Genomic DNA, 17,624 nt, shown 5'->3' with positions numbered 1-17,624 from the left:
CCATCACTTGGCCGGGTTCGCTACCTGCGCAACCGGACGATTGAGCCTGGACACCTGGTCACGGATCTTCGCCGTGGCGCTTGGCGATGCAGCCGAAGCGTAGCCAGCGGCGAGTTGTTCAAAGTGGGTTTCGAACAACCAGTTGCGGTCCTGGGGATAACGCTGCATGTGCCGCAGGTTGCGCTGGCGCAGGGCGTTACGCAGCGGCGATGGGTAGATGCGCATGTCTGCCACGTCAATCAGGCCGAACTCGCCATCATCCATCAAAAGTACGTTGCCCAGGTGCAGGGAGCGGAAGTACACGCCGCGCTCGTGGAGCTGGGCCATGAACCGGCCGAAACGTTCGATCAGCGATTCCCGCAGGCTGCTGTCCAGGCTTTGCAGGGCCTGGCGCAGGGTCAGGCCGGGCAGCGGCTGATAACGTACGGCGCTGCTCGCATCCTTTAACTGATAGAGATTGAGGATGACCGGTGATGGAATCCCCAATGCACGCAGTTGCTCGCTGTTGCTGGCAAAGCGCTCTGAATAGGGATTGAAGCTGCCTGAGGTGTACCAGCGACGAGGGCGGAACAGCTTGAGGAAGCTGCCATCCTCCAGGCGCAGGACCTTGGGCCCCAGGCCATCGGCTTCGATCACGTGGGCGTTGGCGCACAGCTGTTCGAAGTCTTGCGATTTCAGGCGTTGAACCGGCATGCGCAGCAGGCTGCGGCGACGCTGGGCGATGCTCAGGCCGGCGATCAGTGCCAGCGGGATCCACAGCAGGAACCAGTGCTCTTTTGGTCGCGAGAGAATGCCGCCGCCTTCGGTCAGGCCGGCACCGATGCCATAGGCCAGCAGGGAGGAGGCCAGGATGAACAATGGCTGCGCACGTTCCTTGAGGCTTTTGTACAGGCCCCAGCCGAGCATGAATATCCAAGGGATGAAGCCGATGATGCCGACGTAATAGAGCACGCCGAGGGCAAAGCTGTGGGGTTCGCGCAGTTGATTGCCGTCGGCGAGTGTCAGGTACAACTCTGAGTCGTAGCTGTGGCCGATCCAGGGGTGTTCGGCAATACGCTCAAGCGACATGCTCCAGAGTTCGAAGCGGGACGAGCTGCCACGATTGGTGATCAGTTCGGGATAGAGCAGCAGCAGCGCCGCGGCCGCCAGCGCCATACAGGCGATCAGCAGGGCCGAGCGCCGATTGCGAGTGATGAAACTCATCCAGAGCACGGCAAGGAGCAGGGCAACCAGCGGCGTTCTCGAGCCGGTGGCCATCACTGCAGCGCCCATGATTGCCAGTGCCGGAACGCTGAACCAGAGTACGTGCGCACGCTTGGTGGTCATGCATACGTACAGCCAGTAAATGCAGAAGAATCCGAATACGTGAGAGCTCAGCAGCGGATTATCAAGAGCGCCACGCCCGCCGATCATTCGCGAGCCATCCGATAGGTGGGGAGCAAAAGCCACCAGGCTGCAGGCGCTCGATATCAGCGCAATCAGCGCGGCACAGAAGAAGATCGGCTTGAACAGTTCGCTGCGGTAATGCAGCAACAGTCCTAAGCCGACAAACAACGTGAAGGTATTCGGTGGCCGCTTGAACAGGTCGGAGTCTGTCGTGGCCTCAGGGCTCCAGAGCAGGCTGGTGAGCGCCCAGCCCGAGAAAACCAGGAAGGCAATCGCCAGGGGCTCGCGCAATACCTGCTTGAATTCCGTCGGGCGCAGGCACAGCAGCAACAGTGTCGGCGCTGCGAACAGCAGGTAGTAGAACCTGTGCAGCACGTTTCGATTGGTGACGAAGAACAGCGAACTCAGGAGCAACAACAAGCCGATGGGCAGAATCCACAAACAGAGGAAGTCGAAAACGCGATTTGAGCCATAGGTAAGGCGCTTGGAGTGCATACAGAAAAGCCGTTCCAGAATAAAGAAAGCCGACCATACTAAAGTAGTGGCTATATAATGTCGTCCGTTGGATCCAACGGGGCTGCGGTTGTGCCGCGTGCAAGTACAACAGAGAAGCTGTGCTAAAGTCAGCCTCCTTTTTCAAAACCGCCGCGTGATATGACCGACTCCAGTCCGAGCGCAAGCCCTTCGAGCTTGAAAATATACTTCCGCCTGCTCAGCTACGTTAAGCCCTATGCCGGCTTGTTCGCGTTGAGTATCGTCGGCTTTCTGATTTTCGCTTCGACCCAGCCGATGCTGGGCTACATCCTCAAGTACTTTGTCGATGGCCTGTCCAACCCTGAAGCGGTGTTGTTCCCCACGGTGCCTTTCCTGCGTGACCTGCAACTGCTGCAGGCCGTGCCGTTGCTGATCATCCTGATCGCCGCGTGGCAGGGCCTCGGTTCGTTCCTGGGCAACTACCTGCTGGCCAAGGTTTCCCTGGGCCTCGTCCACGACCTGCGGGTGCAGTTGTTCAACAACCTGCTGACCCTGCCGAACCGCTATTTCGACAATCACAACTCCGGGCACCTGATCTCCCGCATCACCTTCAACGTGACCATGGTCACCGGTGCTGCGACCGATGCCATCAAGGTGGTGATTCGCGAAGGCATGACGGTGATCTTCCTGTTCGCCTCGCTGCTGTTCATGAACTGGCGGCTGACCCTGGTGATGATCGCCATCCTGCCGTTGATTGCCGTGATGGTCAGCACCGCAAGCAAGAAATTCCGCAAGCAGAGCAAGAAGATCCAGGTTGCGATGGGTGACGTCACCCACGTTGCCTCGGAAACCATCCAGGGCTACCGCGTGGTGCGCAGCTTCGGCGGTGAGGTGTATGAGCAGAAGCGCTTCCTCAAGGCCAGTCTGAGCAACACCAACAAGCAACTGCGCATGACCCGCACCGGCGCGATCTATACGCCGGCGCTGCAACTGGTGATCTACAGCGCCATGGCAGTGTTGATGTTCCTGGTCCTGTACCTTCGCGGTGATGCGTCGGCGGGTGACATGGTGGCCTACATCACGTTGGCCGGCCTGTTGCCCAAGCCAATCCGCCAGCTGTCCGAAGTCAGCTCGACCATCCAGAAAGGCGTGGCCGGTGCCGAAAGTATTTTCGAGCAGTTGGACGAAGACGTGGAAATCGATCGCGGCACCATCGAGCGCGACAAGGTCAGCGGCCGCCTGGAAGTGCGCAACCTGAACTTCACCTACCCGGGCACCGAGCGCCATGTGCTCAAGGACATCACCTTTACCGCAGAGCCCGGGCAGATGGTTGCCCTGGTGGGGCGTTCGGGTAGCGGCAAGTCGACACTGGCCAGCCTGATCCCGCGTTTCTACCACCATGAGAGCGGTGAGATCCTGCTCGACGGCGTGGAAATCGAAGACTATCGCCTGCTCAACCTGCGTCGGCACATCGCCCAGGTGACCCAGCATGTGACCCTGTTCAGCGACACGGTGACCAACAACATCGCCTACGGTGACCTGGCCGGCGCACCGCGGGCCGATGTCGAGGCGGCAGCGGCCGATGCCTATGCCAAGGACTTCATCGACCAGTTGCCCAAGGGCTTCGACACCCAGGTCGGCGAAAACGGCGTGCTGCTGTCCGGCGGCCAGCGCCAGCGCCTGGCAATCGCCCGGGCCTTGCTCAAGAACGCGCCATTGCTGATCCTCGACGAGGCCACCTCGGCGCTGGACACCGAGTCGGAGCGCCATATCCAGGCCGCCCTGGACAAGGTCATGCAAGGCCGCACGACCCTGGTGATCGCTCACCGCCTGTCGACCATCGAGAAAGCCGACCTGATCCTGGTGATGGACGATGGCCGGATAGTCGAGCGCGGTACCCACGGCGAATTGCTGGCGCAAAACGGTTACTACGCCCGACTGCATGCCATGGGCCTGGACGCGCCGATCCCGGCCGACATCACCTGATCTGCAGGAGCCGGCTTGTCGGCGATGGCCACCGCGGTTGCACTGAAAAACCGCGGTGGCCGCATCGCCGGCAAGCCGGCTCCTACATTGCACAAGCCTTTGACAACCCTGTGGTAATATCGCGCCCCTGTTCATTTTGTATGTGGGTTGCTCCATGAAGTTGTCCATGCCGCGATTCGATCAAGCCCCTGTCTTGGTGGTCGGCGATGTCATGCTCGACCGTTACTGGCATGGCGGTACCTCACGGATTTCCCCTGAGGCACCGGTACCGGTAGTCAAGGTCGAGCAAATCGAAGACCGTCCAGGTGGCGCTGCCAACGTTGCCCTCAATATTGCCGCCCTCGGCGCCCCGGCATCCCTCGTGGGTGTGACCGGCGACGACGAGGCTGCCGACAGCCTGGCCAACAGCCTGAAGGGTGCGGGTGTGCGTGCGCTGTTCCAGCGCATTCCCCACCAGCCGACCATCGTCAAGCTGCGGGTCATGAGTCGGCACCAGCAATTGCTGCGTATCGATTTTGAAGAACCCTTCGCCACCGACGCCCTGGTGCTCAGCGCCCAGGTCGACGAGATGCTCGAAGGCATCAAGGTGCTGGTGCTGTCCGACTACGGGAAAGGCGCCTTGAAAAACCATCAGGTACTGATCCAGGCCGCCAAGGCCCGGGGCATTCCGGTGCTGGCAGATCCCAAGGGCAAGGACTTCTCGATTTATCGGGGCGCCAGCCTGATCACGCCGAACCTCAGCGAATTTGAAACCATCGTCGGCGGTTGTGTCGATGAGCACGAGCTGGTGACCAAGGGCGCCCAACTCATGGCCGACCTCGACCTGGGTGCCTTGCTGGTGACCCGTGGCGAACACGGCATGACCTTGCTGCGTCCTGATCACCCGGCCATGCACCTGCCGGCGCGGGCCCGTGAAGTGTTCGACGTGACCGGTGCCGGTGACACCGTGATTTCCACCCTGGCCGCGGCAATTGCGGCGGGCGAGGAACTTCCCCATGCGGTGGCCCTGGCCAACCTGGCAGCAGGTATCGTGGTCGGCAAGCTCGGTACGGCGGCCATCAGTGCACCTGAGCTGCGCCGCGCCATCCAGCGATCCGAAGGCTCGGAGCGCGGCGTGTTGAGCCTTGAGCAACTGTTGCTGGCGATTGACGATGCCCGTGCCCATAACGAGAGCATTGTCTTCACCAACGGTTGCTTCGACATCCTCCACGCCGGTCACGTGACCTACCTGGAGCAGGCGCGGGCCCAGGGCGATCGCTTGATCGTGGCAGTCAACGATGATGCGTCGGTCAGCCGCCTCAAGGGGCCAGGCCGGCCGATCAACAGTGTCGACCGTCGCATGGCGGTGCTGGCAGGTTTGGGTGCGGTGGACTGGGTGATCAGCTTTGCCGAGGCGACCCCGGAAAACCTGCTGGCCCAGGTCAAGCCGGACGTGCTGGTCAAGGGCGGTGATTATTCCGTCGACCAGGTGGTGGGTGCCGATATCGTCAGTGCCTACGGTGGCAAGGTCAAAGTGCTGGGGTTGGTGGAAAACAGCTCGACCACGGCGATTGTCGAGAAGATCCGCAATAACTGATGGTGGGAGCGGGTTCGTGTGGGAGCGGGCTTGCTCGCGAAAGCGGTGGGTCAGCTGGCAGATGCAGTGACTGATACACCGCCTTCGCGAGCAAGCCCGCTCCCACATTTGACTGCCGCGACCTGACGTCCGGTTACCGGTTGGCTTTTTTCTTTGGCACGATCTTGCGCAAGATCTGCCGCGCCTTACCCGTCAAGCGCTTCAGCTTCGACTCTTTCTCGGGTGCACTCAGCCCTTGCTGGCGCAGCCAGTCCTTCCAGCGGATCCGCTCATCCCGCACGATCCAGCCTTCCTGCTGGGCAAAGCTTTCAGCCAGATACAACCCTCGCGTACTCGCCGGATACAGCTGATCCTTCTTCAAGGTATACAGCTCCGCACACGGCTGCCCGTCCTTCAGCGGCATCAGGTACAGGTCCGGGCGCTGGCGGTCCAGGCGGGCCACCAATTGGTCGCCCTCCAGGCGCTCGTCCACATGAAACAGGCTCAGGGACTTCGCCTCCTTGGGCACTTCCAGGCGCAAGTCATAAATCAACTGCAACGAAGCCGTGGGCAGGTGCACGTAGGCGCGTGGTCGTTCAATCAATTGCATGGTGGCGCAGCGCACCGGGCGCGCGGCCCCGGACAGCGGTGAGAGGCGGAACGGCAACGCTTCGCGGTAGTGCAGGGCCGACGAGTAGGGCGCCGGCAGCCAGGTGTCATTGAAGCGACCGCCCAGCCAGCCTTCCGGGGTTTCCAGCAGGCATTCCTCGGCGATTTCCTGGATGGCGGTGTGCAGTGGCAGGTTCAGTTCGTGGGCGGGGACATAGCCGGAGATCAGCTTGAGCACGACGTCGCCACGGTCTTGTCGGCGCTGGCGCACCAGCACCCAGTAATCGCGGTTCTGCCAGTGCAGCGTCAGGCGCACCGAGACCCCAAGGTTGGCCAGCTCCAGCACGAAACGCTCGGTGTCTTTCACCTCCACCGGCTTGCGCCGTTGCAGGGTCTGGGCGAAGTTGAGCGGCATGCCGACGCTCTGGTAGCTCAAGCCTTCGGGGGTTGCTTCGACGTGCAGCGGCAGTGTCTTGAAGTTGCTGGGGTTCTTTCTTATGAGCGTTCGCGGCATGTCGGCTCCTTCTTGCGTCGGGGTCGGCCGCGTCGGCGGCATCAGAGTTGGCGAATGACCTTGGCAGCGGTCGCCACGTTGTGGGCGAGGTGCAGCGGATTAATGGTCCCGACAATAGCACTGGCAACGCCAGTTTGCGCAAACAACAACATGAAACTGGCGTGAATTGGATCCACTCCGGATTCCAGGCAGACATGGCCACTGGCTAGTGCCTTTTTCACCAGGATGCCCTTGCCGTGTGCGGCGGCATAATCAATGACGGCTTTCTCGGCCTGTTCGTTCAAATTGTAGGTGACCATGGCGCAATCACCTTGTTCCAGAGCCTTTACACCGCCTTCGACGGTTTTGCCGGAGAAGCCGAAACCACGGATCTTGCCCTCGCGCTTGAGGTCTTCCAGGGTCTGGTAAACCTCGCAATCATTGAGGATATGCAGGTCGTTGCCGTCGGAGTGCACCAGCACCAGATCGATAAAATCCGTTTCCAGTCGTTTCAGGCTGCGCTCCACCGAAAGCCGGGTGTGGGCTGCGCTGAAGTCGTGATGGGATACGCCTTCGGCAAATTCTTCGCCCACCTTGCTGACAATTACCCATTCCTGGCGCTGGCCGCGCAACAGCGGGCCCAGGCGTTCTTCGCTGCGGCCATAGGCGGGCGCAGTGTCGATCAGGTTGATGCCCAATTGCCGGGCCTGGCGTAACAGCATCCGCGCCGCATCGTCATCGGGAATCTGGAAGCCACTGGGGTATTTCACGCCTTGGTCGCGGCCCAGCTTGACGGTGCCCAGGCCCAGCGGCGAGACCAGCAGGCCGGTGCTGCCCAGTGGGCGGTGGAGGTCGTGCAGAGTCGGCAGGGTCATGGCAGCAGTTGCTCCCAGGCAGGTTGGGCGATGGCGGGTTTCGGCAGCTCGGGCAGTTTTTCGGTAGTTCCGGGCTTGATGCCGTCACGTTCCAGTGCGTTGATCACTCGATCGGCGAAATCCGGTGCCAATGCCAGCTTGGTCGGCCAGCCCACCAACAGGCGATCCTGTTCGGCGAGGAACGCGTTGTCCGGGCGGGTCAGGCCTGACTGCAATGGTTCGGCGCGGTCGACGCGCAAGGTGGCCCATTGGGTCTGGCTCATGTCGATCCAGGGCAGCAACTGCCCCAGCTCTTTTTGGGCGGTGGCGATCTGTTGCTCCGGGGTACGGGCCACACCTTCGGCTTCGGCGATATCGCCGCCCAGGTACCACACCCAATTGCCGTCGGCGGCGGGATGCGTGGTCACGGTGATGCGCGGCTTGGTGCCGCCCCCCAGGCAGTGGGCGTACAGCGGCTTCAGGCCGGGGCCCTTGGCGATGATCATGTGCAGAGGTCGGCGTTGCATGGCGGGCTGGCTCAGGCCCAGGGCGCCGAGAAGGTCAGCGGTGCCGCCGCCGGCGCTGATGACGATACGCTGGGCGCGGATCTCACGGCCATCGACCTTCAGGCCGACCAGTGTGCCTTGTTCCAGCAAGGGTTCGATCTGTTTGCCCGCGAGCAAACCGTCGCCGGCCAGTTGGGCCAGGCGTTCGATAAGGCTTGGGACGTCGATCACCAGTTCGGCCAGGCGATAGACCTTGCCCTTGAAGCGGCGATCTTGCAGGGCCGGTGGCAGGTCATCGCCCTTCACTTGATCCACGCGGCCACGCACGGCCTTGCTCGCGAAGAAACTGGTGAGGTTGCCGGCGATGGTGCCCGGCGACCACAAATAGTGGGCTTCGGACAGCAGGCGCACACCGGAGAGATCCAGTTCACCGTTGCCCGCCAGGGCTTCGCGCCAGCGGCGGGGCATGTCGGCGATGGCTTCGGAGGCACCGGTCAGGGCGCCGTGCAGTGCGTATTTGGCGCCGCCGTGGATGATCCCCTGGGACTTCACGCTTTGCCCGCCACCGAGGGTGGCGCTTTCCACCAATACCGTGGAAAAGCCCTGGCGGCGCAGGCGCGCATTGAGCCAGAGGCCGGCAACCCCGGCGCCGACAATCAGAACGTCGGTGGAAATAACGGATGGCATGCAGCGACCTCAGTGTTCAAGACAGGCTGCGCAGTATACAGGCTCATGAAGTGAATCTTCGCCCCAACGCTCCCTGATGACAGACGCACCGCAGGAGCTGTCGAGTGGAACGAGGCTGCGAGTTTCGGCCTCAATTGAATCTCACGTGAACGCTCAGTGCCCGGCCGTTTTCGAGAACAACTGAATCACCACCACGCCCAGCACAATCAGGCCCATGCCCAGCATCGCCGGGATATCCAGTTTCTGCCCGTAGATAAACAGCGCGGCGATGCTGACCATCACGATGCCCATCCCGGCCCACACTGCATACGCGACACCCACCGGCACGGTGCGCACCACCAGCGTGAGCATCCAGAAGGCCACGCCGTAGCCGACGATCACCAGCAACAACGGGATTGGCGTGCTGAAACCCTTGATCGCTTTCATGGAAACGGTGGCGATCACTTCCGAGCAGATGGCAATGGCCAGGTAATAGTAGGCGGCGTTCATGGGGTAAATCCTCGGTACAGGGTCGCTTGATAAGGTTGGCATTTTAGAGACTTGTCAGATGCGGTAAAGTCATTACCTATCCGAATTGAAGATGGGTTGAGCCATGAGCGTGCAGTGGAGTCTTGAGCAAATGCGCCTGTTTGTCAGCGTCGCCGAGCAGCGTTCATTTTCGGCGGTGGCGCGGGACCAGCGTCGGGCACAATCGGCAGTCAGCAATGGGATTGCCCTGTTGGAGGCGGACCTGGGCGTATCCCTGTTTGATCGCAGCAGCGGCCGCCAGCCCCGCTTGACCGAGGCCGGCACCGCGTTGCTCGAGGAGGCGCGGGAAGTCTTGCGCCAGTGCGAGCGCCTGAATGGCCGTGCCTTGTCATTGATGCGCGGTGAAGAGGCGCGCCTGCGCCTGGCCCAGGATGAAGCCATGCTCTATCAGCCGGTGCTCGATAGCCTCGAAGCGCTGGCGGGAAAATTTCCCAGCCTGGAAGTGCAGTTGTCCAGCGCCGCCCAAGGCGATGTCGCGCGCAAGCTGGTGGAGCGCAAGGCGGATCTGGGCCTGCTGTTCTATCACGATCAGATCCCCGAAGCGTTGGAGCGCCGTGTGCTGGGCAGTGTGGAGATGGTGACCGTGTGCGGTATCGGGCATCCCATGGCTAAGGAACAGTTCGTGGATTGCCAGCGCCTGGCGCAGTTTCGCCAATTGCTGATGGCGACCCAGACCAGCGTGTATCCCGGCAGCGAGGCCGCCAGCCCGCAAGTGTGGCGGGCTGACAGTTTCTACGTGCTGGCCGAATGGCTTGCGCGCGGCCTGGGTTGGGCCTGGTTGCCGCGGCATGTGGTGCAGTATCCGGCCTATCAGAACCAGATGGTCGAACTGAACAGCGAATGGACCCCGCCGGCGCTGGTGGTGGAGCTGGTCTGGCGCCGCGACGAGCCCCTCGGCCCGGCCGCGCGTTTCCTCGCCGAACGTTTTGCCGAGTGCTTGCAGGCGATCGACTGAAAAAGCCGATAAACTCCGCCGCCATGAATAGAACTCTCTACAGCTGTCTGTTTTACCTGGCGCTGCCGTTGGTGGCTTTACGTCTGTGGCTGCGAGCCCGCAAAGCGCCTGCTTACGCGAAGCGCGTGGGAGAACGCTTCTCCTGGGGCTTGCCGGTGATGCAACCCGGCGGGATCTGGGTGCATGCGGTGTCGGTGGGCGAAAGCATCGCCGCTGCGCCGATGATTCGCGGGCTGCTGGAACGTTATCCACAGCTGCCGATCACCGTCACCTGCATGACGCCCACCGGTTCCGAGCGCATCCAGGCGTTGTTCGCCAACGAGCCGCGCATCCAGCACTGCTACCTGCCGTACGATTTGCCCTGTGCGGCCAAGCGTTTTCTCGATCGCGTGCAGCCGAAACTGGCGGTGATCATGGAGACCGAACTGTGGCCCAACCATATTCACCAGTGCGCCAAACGCGGGATTCCCGTGGCATTGGCCAACGCGCGGCTGTCGGCTCGCTCGGCCAAGGGCTACGGGCGTTTCGCCAGGCTGACCGCGCCGATGCTGGCGGAAATGAGCCTGTTCGCCGTCCAGACCGAAACCGAGGCCGAGCGTTTTCGCAGCCTGGGTGCACGGCCCGAGACTGTCGAAGTCACCGGCTCGATCAAGTTCGACCTGGCCATCGACCCGCAACTGCTGGCGCTCGCCGCCGCGTTGCGTGAACAGTGGCACGCCAGTGAACGCCCGGTGTGGATCGCCGCCAGCACCCACGAAGGCGAAGACGAAGTGGTGCTCGCTGCCCATCGCCAGTTGCTTGCCAGTTATCCCAATGCGTTGCTGATCCTGGTGCCGCGCCATCAGGAGCGCTTCAACCCGATGTTCGAGCTGTGCCAGCAGCAGGGTTTCGCCACGGTGCGTCGCTCCAGCGGCGAGGCGGTGACGGCGCAAACCTCGGTGTTGCTGGGCGACACCATGGGCGAGTTGCTGTTTCTGTATGCCCTGGCCGACAGCGCTTTTGTCGGCGGTAGCCTGGTTGCCACGGGCGGGCATAACCCGTTGGAGCCGGCGGCCTTGGCCAAGCCGGTGATCTGCGGGCCCCACGTGTTCAACTTCCTGGAAATCAGCGCAATGATGCGCGACGCCGGCGCGTTGCAGGAAGTGGACGATGCCGAGGGTTTGGCGGTGGCGGTGCAGCGTTTGTTCGAGCTGCCGCAGGACGCGCAGAAGATGGGGCAGGCGGGGCTGGCGGTGATGCGCGCCAATCAGGGGGCATTGAAGCGTTTGCTGGACGGATTGGGCAGACTGCTTAACGTCTAACAACACAAATCAAATGTGGGAGCGGGCTTGCTCGCGAATGCGCAGTGTCAGTCAGCGAATAAGTCGACTGATACACCGCTTTCGCGAGCAAGCCCGCTCCCACATTGGGTTAACGGGCAGTCTTAGTAACCCGGGTTAGCCTTCAGCTGCGCCGCGGCGGCCTTGGCCAGGTCCGGCGGCAGGAAGTCCTTGTCCGGGTTGTAGTCGGCCTTCAGGTAACGCGCCAGATCCTGCAAGTCCCCCGGGTTCAACGTGCCCGCCGCCTGCTTCAAGCGCAGGTTGTCGAGGATGTAGTCGTAGCGGCTGTTGTTGTAGTTGCGCACCGAGGTGTACAGCTGGCGCTGGGCGTCCAGCACATCGACGATATTGCGCGTGCCCACCTGGTAACCGATTTCCGTGGCTTCCACCGCGCTTTGGTTGGAGATGATCGACTGGCGGCGCGCCTGTACCTGCTCCACATCGGTGTTCACCGCGCGGTGCAGGTTGCGGGTGTTTTCCACCACCTGGCGACGCAGGCCCTCGCGTTGCTGCTCGCTCTGGCCCAGGCGGGAATAGGATTCGCGCACTTGCGAGCTGGTCAGGCCGCCGCTGTATAGCGGGATGCTCAACTGCAAGCCTACGGTGCGTTGCGACACGTCACCGTGATACGGCTGGCCAAAGGCGCTCGGGTTGCTGAAGCCCAGGGCGTCGTTGTCACCTTTTTCATATTGCGCCACGGCATCCAGGGTCGGTGCGTGGCCGGCCTTGCGTTGCTTGAGGGTTTCTTCGGCGGCGGTGACCGCGTAGTTGCTGGCCAGCAGGTTCAGGTTCTGGCGGCCGGCGGTTTCGACCCAGGCCTTGGCGTCGTTCGGCGCCGGTGGCAGCACCGGCAGCGTGTGGACGATGCCCTGGATCGAGTTGTACTGGCGGTTGGTCAGGGTGATCAGCGCTTCGAAGGCGTCGTCCACCTGGCGCTGGGCCAGGATGCGATTGGCCCGTGCGGTGTCGTAGCTGGCCTGGGATTGCAGCACGTCGGTCTTGTCCGACAGGCCGACGTCAAAGCGTTCGTTGGACTGGTCCAGCTGGCGCTTGAACGCGGCTTCTTCGGCCTTGGTGGACGCCAGGTTGTCCTGGGCTCGCAGCACGGCGAAGTAGTTTTCGGCGCTTTGCAGGATCAGATTCTGTTCGGTGGCCGAGAGTTGCAGCGCGGCCTGCTCGTTGACGGCTTCAGCGGCTTGCAGCTGGAACCAGCGATCAGCGCGGAACAGCGGCTGGCTCAAGGTCGCGCGCCAGGAATGGGCGTCGCGGTTGACCGTGGCGGCGGGCTGGTCCAGCTGGGTGCGCACATTGTTGATGTCGGCACCGGCCGACAGGTTCGGCAGCAACCCGGCGCGGGCCTGGGGCACCACTTCTTTCTGCGCGCCGTATTGGGCGCGGGCGGCGGCCAGGTCGGCGTTGTTGTCCACCGCTTCCTGGTAGACGCTGACCAGGTCGGTTTTGGTCGTCAGGGGCGCTTCAGCTGCCCAGACCAGTCCGTTGGTCGCACAAGACACGGCGAGAGCCAGTGAAAGTTTGCGCAGCATGAGGCGATCCCTAGATTAAATATTACGGCGATAATTTGGTGCCCAAGGCTAAGGCGGCCCATTCCTGGCGTCAAGACCTCAGGCAGTCACCGAGTGTAGTGGCGCTATCACGGCACAACAATCCTGTAATTACGCCATTCATCACGATGAATGCACCGCCGTTGGCAATTTGCCTGCTCCATGGTCTAGACTGGCCGCGTTCTTGTCGGGGTGCCTTGTTGGAAGGCTGAGATCGGTAAATACCGGATCCCGTTGAACCTGATCAGGTTAGCGCCTGCGTAGGGAACAAGATTTCTCGTCACCCGGCGAGTCCTCTTGTGCTTCGTCCGGGATGTTGTTCGACAATCGAACAGCCCGTGCGCCAAGCACAGCACTGTCACAGTGCGTCCATCCGTCACAGGTTCACTCCGACAAAAATCCACCGCCTGGATAGTTGGAGAGCCCGTGATGAGCATCGAATTAAAAAGCCAAAAATCAAAAAACACCGTGCACTTGAGTGAATCGGCCAAGGTCGACTCCGGTTCCGTGCAGCCGTTTACCCGCTCGAAAAAAATCTACGTTCAGGGCACCCGTCCGGATATCCGCGTGCCGATGCGCGAAGTCAGTCTCGACGTGACCCCCACCGACTTCGGCGGCGAAATCAATGCGCCCGTAGTGGTCTACGACACCTCAGGCCCCTACACCGACCCGAACGTGATCATCGACGTGCGCAAAGGCCTGGGCGATGTGCGCTCGCCGTGGATCGAATCCCGCGGCGACACTGAGCGCCTGTCGGGCTTGAGCTCGCACTTCGGCCAACAGCGCCTGAGCGATGCCGAGCTGACCGCGCTGCGTTTTGCCCACGTGAAAAACCCGCGCCGTGCCAAGGCCGGGGCCAACGTCACCCAGATGCACTACGCCCGCAAAGGCATCATCACCGCCGAGATGGAATACGTCGCCATCCGCGAAAACATGAAGCTGGAAGAGGCCCGCGCCGCCGGCCTGCTGGACCAGCAACACGCCGGCCACAGCTTCGGCGCCAGCGTGCCGAAAATCATCACCCCGGAATTTGTCCGCGAAGAAATCGCCCGTGGCCGCGCGATCATCCCGGCCAACATCAACCACACCGAACTGGAACCGATGATCATCGGCCGTAACTTCCTGGTGAAGATCAACGGCAACATCGGCAACAGCGCCCTGGGTTCGTCCATCGAAGAAGAAGTGGCGAAACTGACCTGGGGCATTCGCTGGGGTTCGGACACGGTGATGGACCTGTCCACCGGCAAGCACATCCATGAAACCCGCGAGTGGATCATCCGCAACTCGCCGGTGCCGATCGGTACCGTGCCGATCTACCAGGCCCTGGAAAAAGTCGGCGGCGCCGCTGAAGACCTGACCTGGGAGCTGTTTCGCGACACCCTGATCGAACAGGCCGAGCAGGGCGTCGACTACTTCACCATCCACGCCGGCGTATTGCTGCGCTATGTACCGCTGACCGCCAAGCGCGTCACCGGCATCGTGTCCCGTGGTGGTTCGATCATGGCCAAGTGGTGCCTGGCGCACCACAAAGAGAACTTCACCTACACCCATTTCGACGAAATCTGCGAAATCATGAAGGCCTACGACGTCAGCTTCTCCCTGGGAGACGGCCTGCGCCCGGGCTCGATTGCCGACGCCAACGACGCCGCGCAATTCGGCGAGCTGGAAACCCTCGGCGAGTTGACCAAGATTGCCTGGAAGCACGACGTGCAAACCATGATCGAAGGCCCGGGCCACGTGCCGATGCAGTTGATCAAGGAGAACATGGACAAGCAGCTGGAGTGCTGCGACGAAGCGCCGTTCTACACCCTCGGTCCGCTGACCACCGACATCGCCCCGGGTTATGACCACATCACCTCGGGCATCGGGGCGGCGATGATCGGCTGGTTCGGTTGCGCGATGCTCTGCTACGTCACGCCGAAGGAGCATTTGGGCCTGCCGAACAAGGACGATGTGAAGACCGGGATCATCACCTACAAGATCGCGGCCCATGCGGCGGACTTGGCCAAGGGGCATCCGGGGGCGCAGATTCGTGACAACGCGTTGAGCAAGGCGCGCTTTGAATTCCGTTGGGAGGACCAGTTCAACCTGGGCCTGGACCCGGACACGGCGCGTTCTTACCACGATGAAACCTTGCCGAAGGACTCGGCCAAGGTCGCGCATTTCTGCTCGATGTGCGGGCCGAAATTCTGCTCGATGAAGATCACCCAGGAAGTGCGTGAGTACGCGGCCAACCAGCGCATTGAAGCGGTGGATGTGGACGTGGCCAAGGGACTGGCGGAGCAGGCGGAGCGGTTCAAGCAGGAAGGTAGCCAGCTGTACAAAAAGGTCTGAATCAGAACCTGTGGCGAGGGAGCTTGCTCCCGCTGGAGTGCGCAGCGCTCCCGGAATCTGGATCGGTGTCTTGACTGACACTCATCGGTTGCAGGTTTTGGGGCGGCTTCGCCGCCCAGCGGGAGCAAGCTCCCTCGCCACAGGGGACTTTGCTGATTCAAATAATAGTGTCCCTCTGAGATAACACCCTTGAGCATTCAACCCAGCACCTATTCCCCAGACATCGCAGTCCCCTTGGACAAACGCGTCTTCGGCGCCCGCGATCTCTTTTCCCTGTGGTTCTCCCTGGGCATCGGCCTGATGGTCCTGCAAACCGGTGCACTGTTGGCGCCGGGCCTGGGCCTCTCCGGTTCCTTACTGGCAATTTTCCTCGGCACTTTGGTCGGCGTGCTGTTGCTGGCCGCCGTCGGCGTGATCGGCAGCGATACCGGCCTGTCATCCATGGCCGCCCTGAAACTCAGCCTCGGCACCAAGGGTGCAAGCCTGCCGGCACTGCTGAACCTGCTGCAGCTGATCGGCTGGGGCTCATTCGAAATCATCGTGATGCGCGACGCCGCCAGCCTGTTGGGCGCCCGCGCGTTCAGTGAAGGCAGCCTGCTGACCAGCCCATTGTTCTGGACCCTGGTATTCGGCGCCCTCGCGACCTTGCTTGCCGTCAGCGGTCCGCTGACCTTCGTGCGGCAGATCCTGCGCAAGTGGGGCATCTGGCTGCTGCTGGCCGCCTGCCTGTGGCTGACCTGGAACCTGTTTGCCAAGGCCGACCTGGCCACTCTCTGGGCCCAGGCTGGTGACGGTTCGATGCCGTTTGCCGTTGGCTTCGATATCGCGATTGCCATGCCGCTGTCCTGGCTGCCACTGATTGCCGACTACTCACGTTTCGGCAAACGCGCGAAAAACGTGTTCGGCGGCACGGCACTGGGTTTCTTCATCGGTAACTTCTGGCTGATGAGCCTTGGCGTGGCCTACACCCTGGCGTTTGCGCCGAGCGGTGAAGTGAATGCGTTGCTGCTGGCATTGGCCGGAGCCGGCCTGGGGATTCCGCTGCTGCTGATCCTGTTGGATGAATCAGAAAACGCGTTCGCCGATATTCACTCGGCGGCGGTGTCCAGCGGGATTCTGTTGCGCTTGAAAGTCGAGCACCTGGCATTGGCCATTGGCGTTATCTGCACGCTGATCGCCTGCTTTGCACCGTTGGCGCAGTACCAGAACTTCCTGCTGCTGATCGGCTCGGTGTTCGCGCCGCTGTTCGGCGTGGTGCTGGTGGATCACTTCATCCTGCGCCGTCGTGGCCATGGTGTTGCCGCCAACCTGCGCTGGCCGGCACTGCTGGCGTGGCTTGGAGGGATCAGCACCTATCACCTGTTGGCGAATCTGTACCCGGATGTCGGCGCGACCCTGCCGGCGCTGGTGCTGGCAGGGCTGTTGCACTTCATCCTGGGCCGGGCCTTCAGTGGCGTGCGGGCACCAGCTCAGGCTTGATCACGCCGGTGAGGCGCGCATAGGGGATGGTCATTTCGATCAGCCCCAATGCGTACGGCGCGATGGTGGTCACGTTGTACTTGAGCACCACGCCATTGCTGGTCAGCGCCACATTCGGGGTTTTCTGGAACGGCCAGTTCTTCACGAACTCCGGGTCACGGTCCATCTGCGAGTTGATCAGCCAGTTGTTGTGGGCGACTTTCGCGGTCTTCCAGAATGCATCTTCCTGGCCCGGCAACAGCATGTCGGTCAGGCTCAGCTCTTTGTGCAGCAGGCGTGAATAGTTGATGAAGCCGCGGCCCGGCTCGCCGTGGGCGGTGCCGGTGTCCAGGTAGCTGGACACTTCGATGATCACCAGTCCGTCATGCTGCTCACGTACCTTGGCCTGCAAGTACATGCTGTTGCGGTCCGGGGACTCACGCAAGAACTTGTCGCGGTAGGCGTTCAGGGTGGCGGGCATGGCCTGGCCAGGTGAAGTGCGGGCCATCTGCAGCAGGCGCTGTTCGATGATCTGGTCCAACTGCGGCTCGGACGGGAAGTGCACGGTATCGATATTTACCAGCGGGCAATCCGGACTGCTGCAGCCGGGTTTGATCTGCTCGGAGGCGTCGGCGGTGGTGTCCAGCGGCTTCAGATAGGCCGGTTGGAACAGGCTCTGGCAAGCACCCAGGGTCAAGGCGATACAGGCCACGGAGGCGATTTTTAAAAGCGACATGTGTGTCCTTCATAAATCGAGAAAAGGTGAAAATGTGGAGCTTCGACTCCCGACAAGGCAGTCAGTTCGCCACTAAGCTGATTAGAGTGAGTTTGACGCCCGCCGTCTATCCCGGCAACCGGAAAGGGGCTGCATCAAGGGGCACGAGCGCGTTAGGATGGCGCGATGTCGAGGCCGCCTCG

13 protein-coding genes and 1 riboswitch are annotated in these 17,624 nt (G+C 61.9%); of the genes, 6 read left to right on the top strand and 7 right to left on the bottom strand.

Annotated features, from left to right (window positions below; genetic code table 11):
* Window positions 1-3 precede the first annotated feature (3 nt).
* The gene (locus tag HX821_RS22995) at window positions 4-1,881 is read right to left on the bottom strand and encodes an O-antigen ligase family protein (RefSeq protein ID WP_177036436.1); all 1,878 of its coding nucleotides are present in this window, start codon (window positions 1,879-1,881) and stop codon (window positions 4-6) included.
* A gap of 159 nt (window positions 1,882-2,040) precedes the next feature.
* Here HX821_RS22995 and msbA point away from each other — a divergent pair, with 159 nt between their 5' ends.
* Window positions 2,041-3,846, top strand: coding sequence for a lipid A export permease/ATP-binding protein MsbA (gene msbA, locus HX821_RS22990; RefSeq protein ID WP_003209481.1), 1,806 nt, complete (start codon window positions 2,041-2,043; stop codon window positions 3,844-3,846).
* 154 nt (window positions 3,847-4,000) lie between these two features.
* Window positions 4,001-5,422, top strand: coding sequence for a bifunctional D-glycero-beta-D-manno-heptose-7-phosphate kinase/D-glycero-beta-D-manno-heptose 1-phosphate adenylyltransferase HldE (hldE, locus tag HX821_RS22985; RefSeq protein WP_003209486.1), 1,422 nt, complete (start codon window positions 4,001-4,003; stop codon window positions 5,420-5,422).
* Window positions 5,423-5,555: 133 nt separating this feature from the next.
* Here hldE and HX821_RS22980 read toward each other — a convergent pair whose 3' ends face one another.
* The 4 genes from HX821_RS22980 to HX821_RS22965 all read right to left on the bottom strand — a co-directional run bounded on the left by HX821_RS22980 (window position 5,556) and on the right by HX821_RS22965 (window position 9,039).
* Entirely contained in the window at window positions 5,556-6,524 is a 969-nt protein-coding gene (locus tag HX821_RS22980) for a hypothetical protein (RefSeq protein WP_008439131.1), read from the bottom strand.
* Window positions 6,525-6,565: 41 nt separating this feature from the next.
* Window positions 6,566-7,378 (bottom strand): aldo/keto reductase, encoded by an 813-nt coding sequence (locus HX821_RS22975; protein WP_003209490.1) that lies wholly within the window; start codon window positions 7,376-7,378, stop codon window positions 6,566-6,568.
* The gene (locus HX821_RS22970) at window positions 7,375-8,550 is read right to left on the bottom strand and encodes an FAD-binding oxidoreductase (RefSeq protein WP_003209491.1); all 1,176 of its coding nucleotides are present in this window, start codon (window positions 8,548-8,550) and stop codon (window positions 7,375-7,377) included. Before HX821_RS22970 ends, HX821_RS22975 begins: the two co-directional genes overlap by 4 nt.
* A 153-nt stretch (window positions 8,551-8,703) precedes the next feature.
* Entirely contained in the window at window positions 8,704-9,039 is a 336-nt protein-coding gene (locus HX821_RS22965) for a multidrug efflux SMR transporter (RefSeq protein WP_003209492.1), read from the bottom strand.
* Window positions 9,040-9,142: 103 nt separating this feature from the next.
* Between HX821_RS22965 and HX821_RS22960 the strand changes: the two genes are divergently transcribed.
* Together HX821_RS22960 and waaA are read left to right on the top strand one after the other, a co-directional pair.
* Window positions 9,143-10,033, top strand: a complete 891-nt coding sequence (locus tag HX821_RS22960; protein ID WP_008439125.1) for a LysR family transcriptional regulator — start codon at window positions 9,143-9,145, stop codon at window positions 10,031-10,033.
* A gap of 23 nt (window positions 10,034-10,056) precedes the next feature.
* Window positions 10,057-11,334, top strand: a complete 1,278-nt coding sequence (gene waaA / locus HX821_RS22955) for a lipid IV(A) 3-deoxy-D-manno-octulosonic acid transferase (RefSeq protein ID WP_102367970.1) — start codon at window positions 10,057-10,059, stop codon at window positions 11,332-11,334.
* Between the two features lie 122 nt (window positions 11,335-11,456).
* On the opposite strand, the gene HX821_RS22950 is transcribed toward waaA, so the two are convergent.
* Window positions 11,457-12,896 (bottom strand): TolC family outer membrane protein, encoded by a 1,440-nt coding sequence (locus tag HX821_RS22950; protein WP_177036434.1) that lies wholly within the window; start codon window positions 12,894-12,896, stop codon window positions 11,457-11,459.
* A gap of 196 nt (window positions 12,897-13,092) precedes the next feature.
* Window positions 13,093-13,198, top strand: a riboswitch (TPP riboswitch).
* A 145-nt stretch (window positions 13,199-13,343) separates the two neighbouring features.
* Here HX821_RS22950 and thiC point away from each other — a divergent pair.
* Complete coding sequence (gene thiC, locus HX821_RS22945) at window positions 13,344-15,248, top strand: phosphomethylpyrimidine synthase ThiC (protein WP_177036433.1); 1,905 nt, start codon at window positions 13,344-13,346, stop codon at window positions 15,246-15,248.
* A gap of 189 nt (window positions 15,249-15,437) precedes the next feature.
* Window positions 15,438-16,727 carry a putative hydroxymethylpyrimidine transporter CytX gene (cytX, locus tag HX821_RS22940; RefSeq protein WP_177008312.1) on the top strand — a complete coding sequence of 430 codons (1,290 nt, stop codon included), beginning with the start codon at window positions 15,438-15,440 and terminating at the stop codon, window positions 16,725-16,727.
* Here the strand turns inward: cytX and HX821_RS22935 are convergent.
* Window positions 16,696-17,442 carry an RsiV family protein gene (locus HX821_RS22935; RefSeq protein ID WP_087692488.1) on the bottom strand — a complete coding sequence of 249 codons (747 nt, stop codon included), beginning with the start codon at window positions 17,440-17,442 and terminating at the stop codon, window positions 16,696-16,698. The two genes, cytX and HX821_RS22935, sit on opposite strands and share 32 nt — an antisense overlap.
* Window positions 17,443-17,624 lie beyond the last annotated feature (182 nt).

The sequence above is a fragment of the Pseudomonas sp. B6001 genome (assembly GCF_013386015.1).
Classification (GTDB): Bacteria; Pseudomonadota; Gammaproteobacteria; order Pseudomonadales; family Pseudomonadaceae; genus Aquipseudomonas.
The sequence above is the reverse complement of the archived record's forward strand: the minus strand, read 5'-3'. Positions and strand labels throughout refer to the sequence as shown.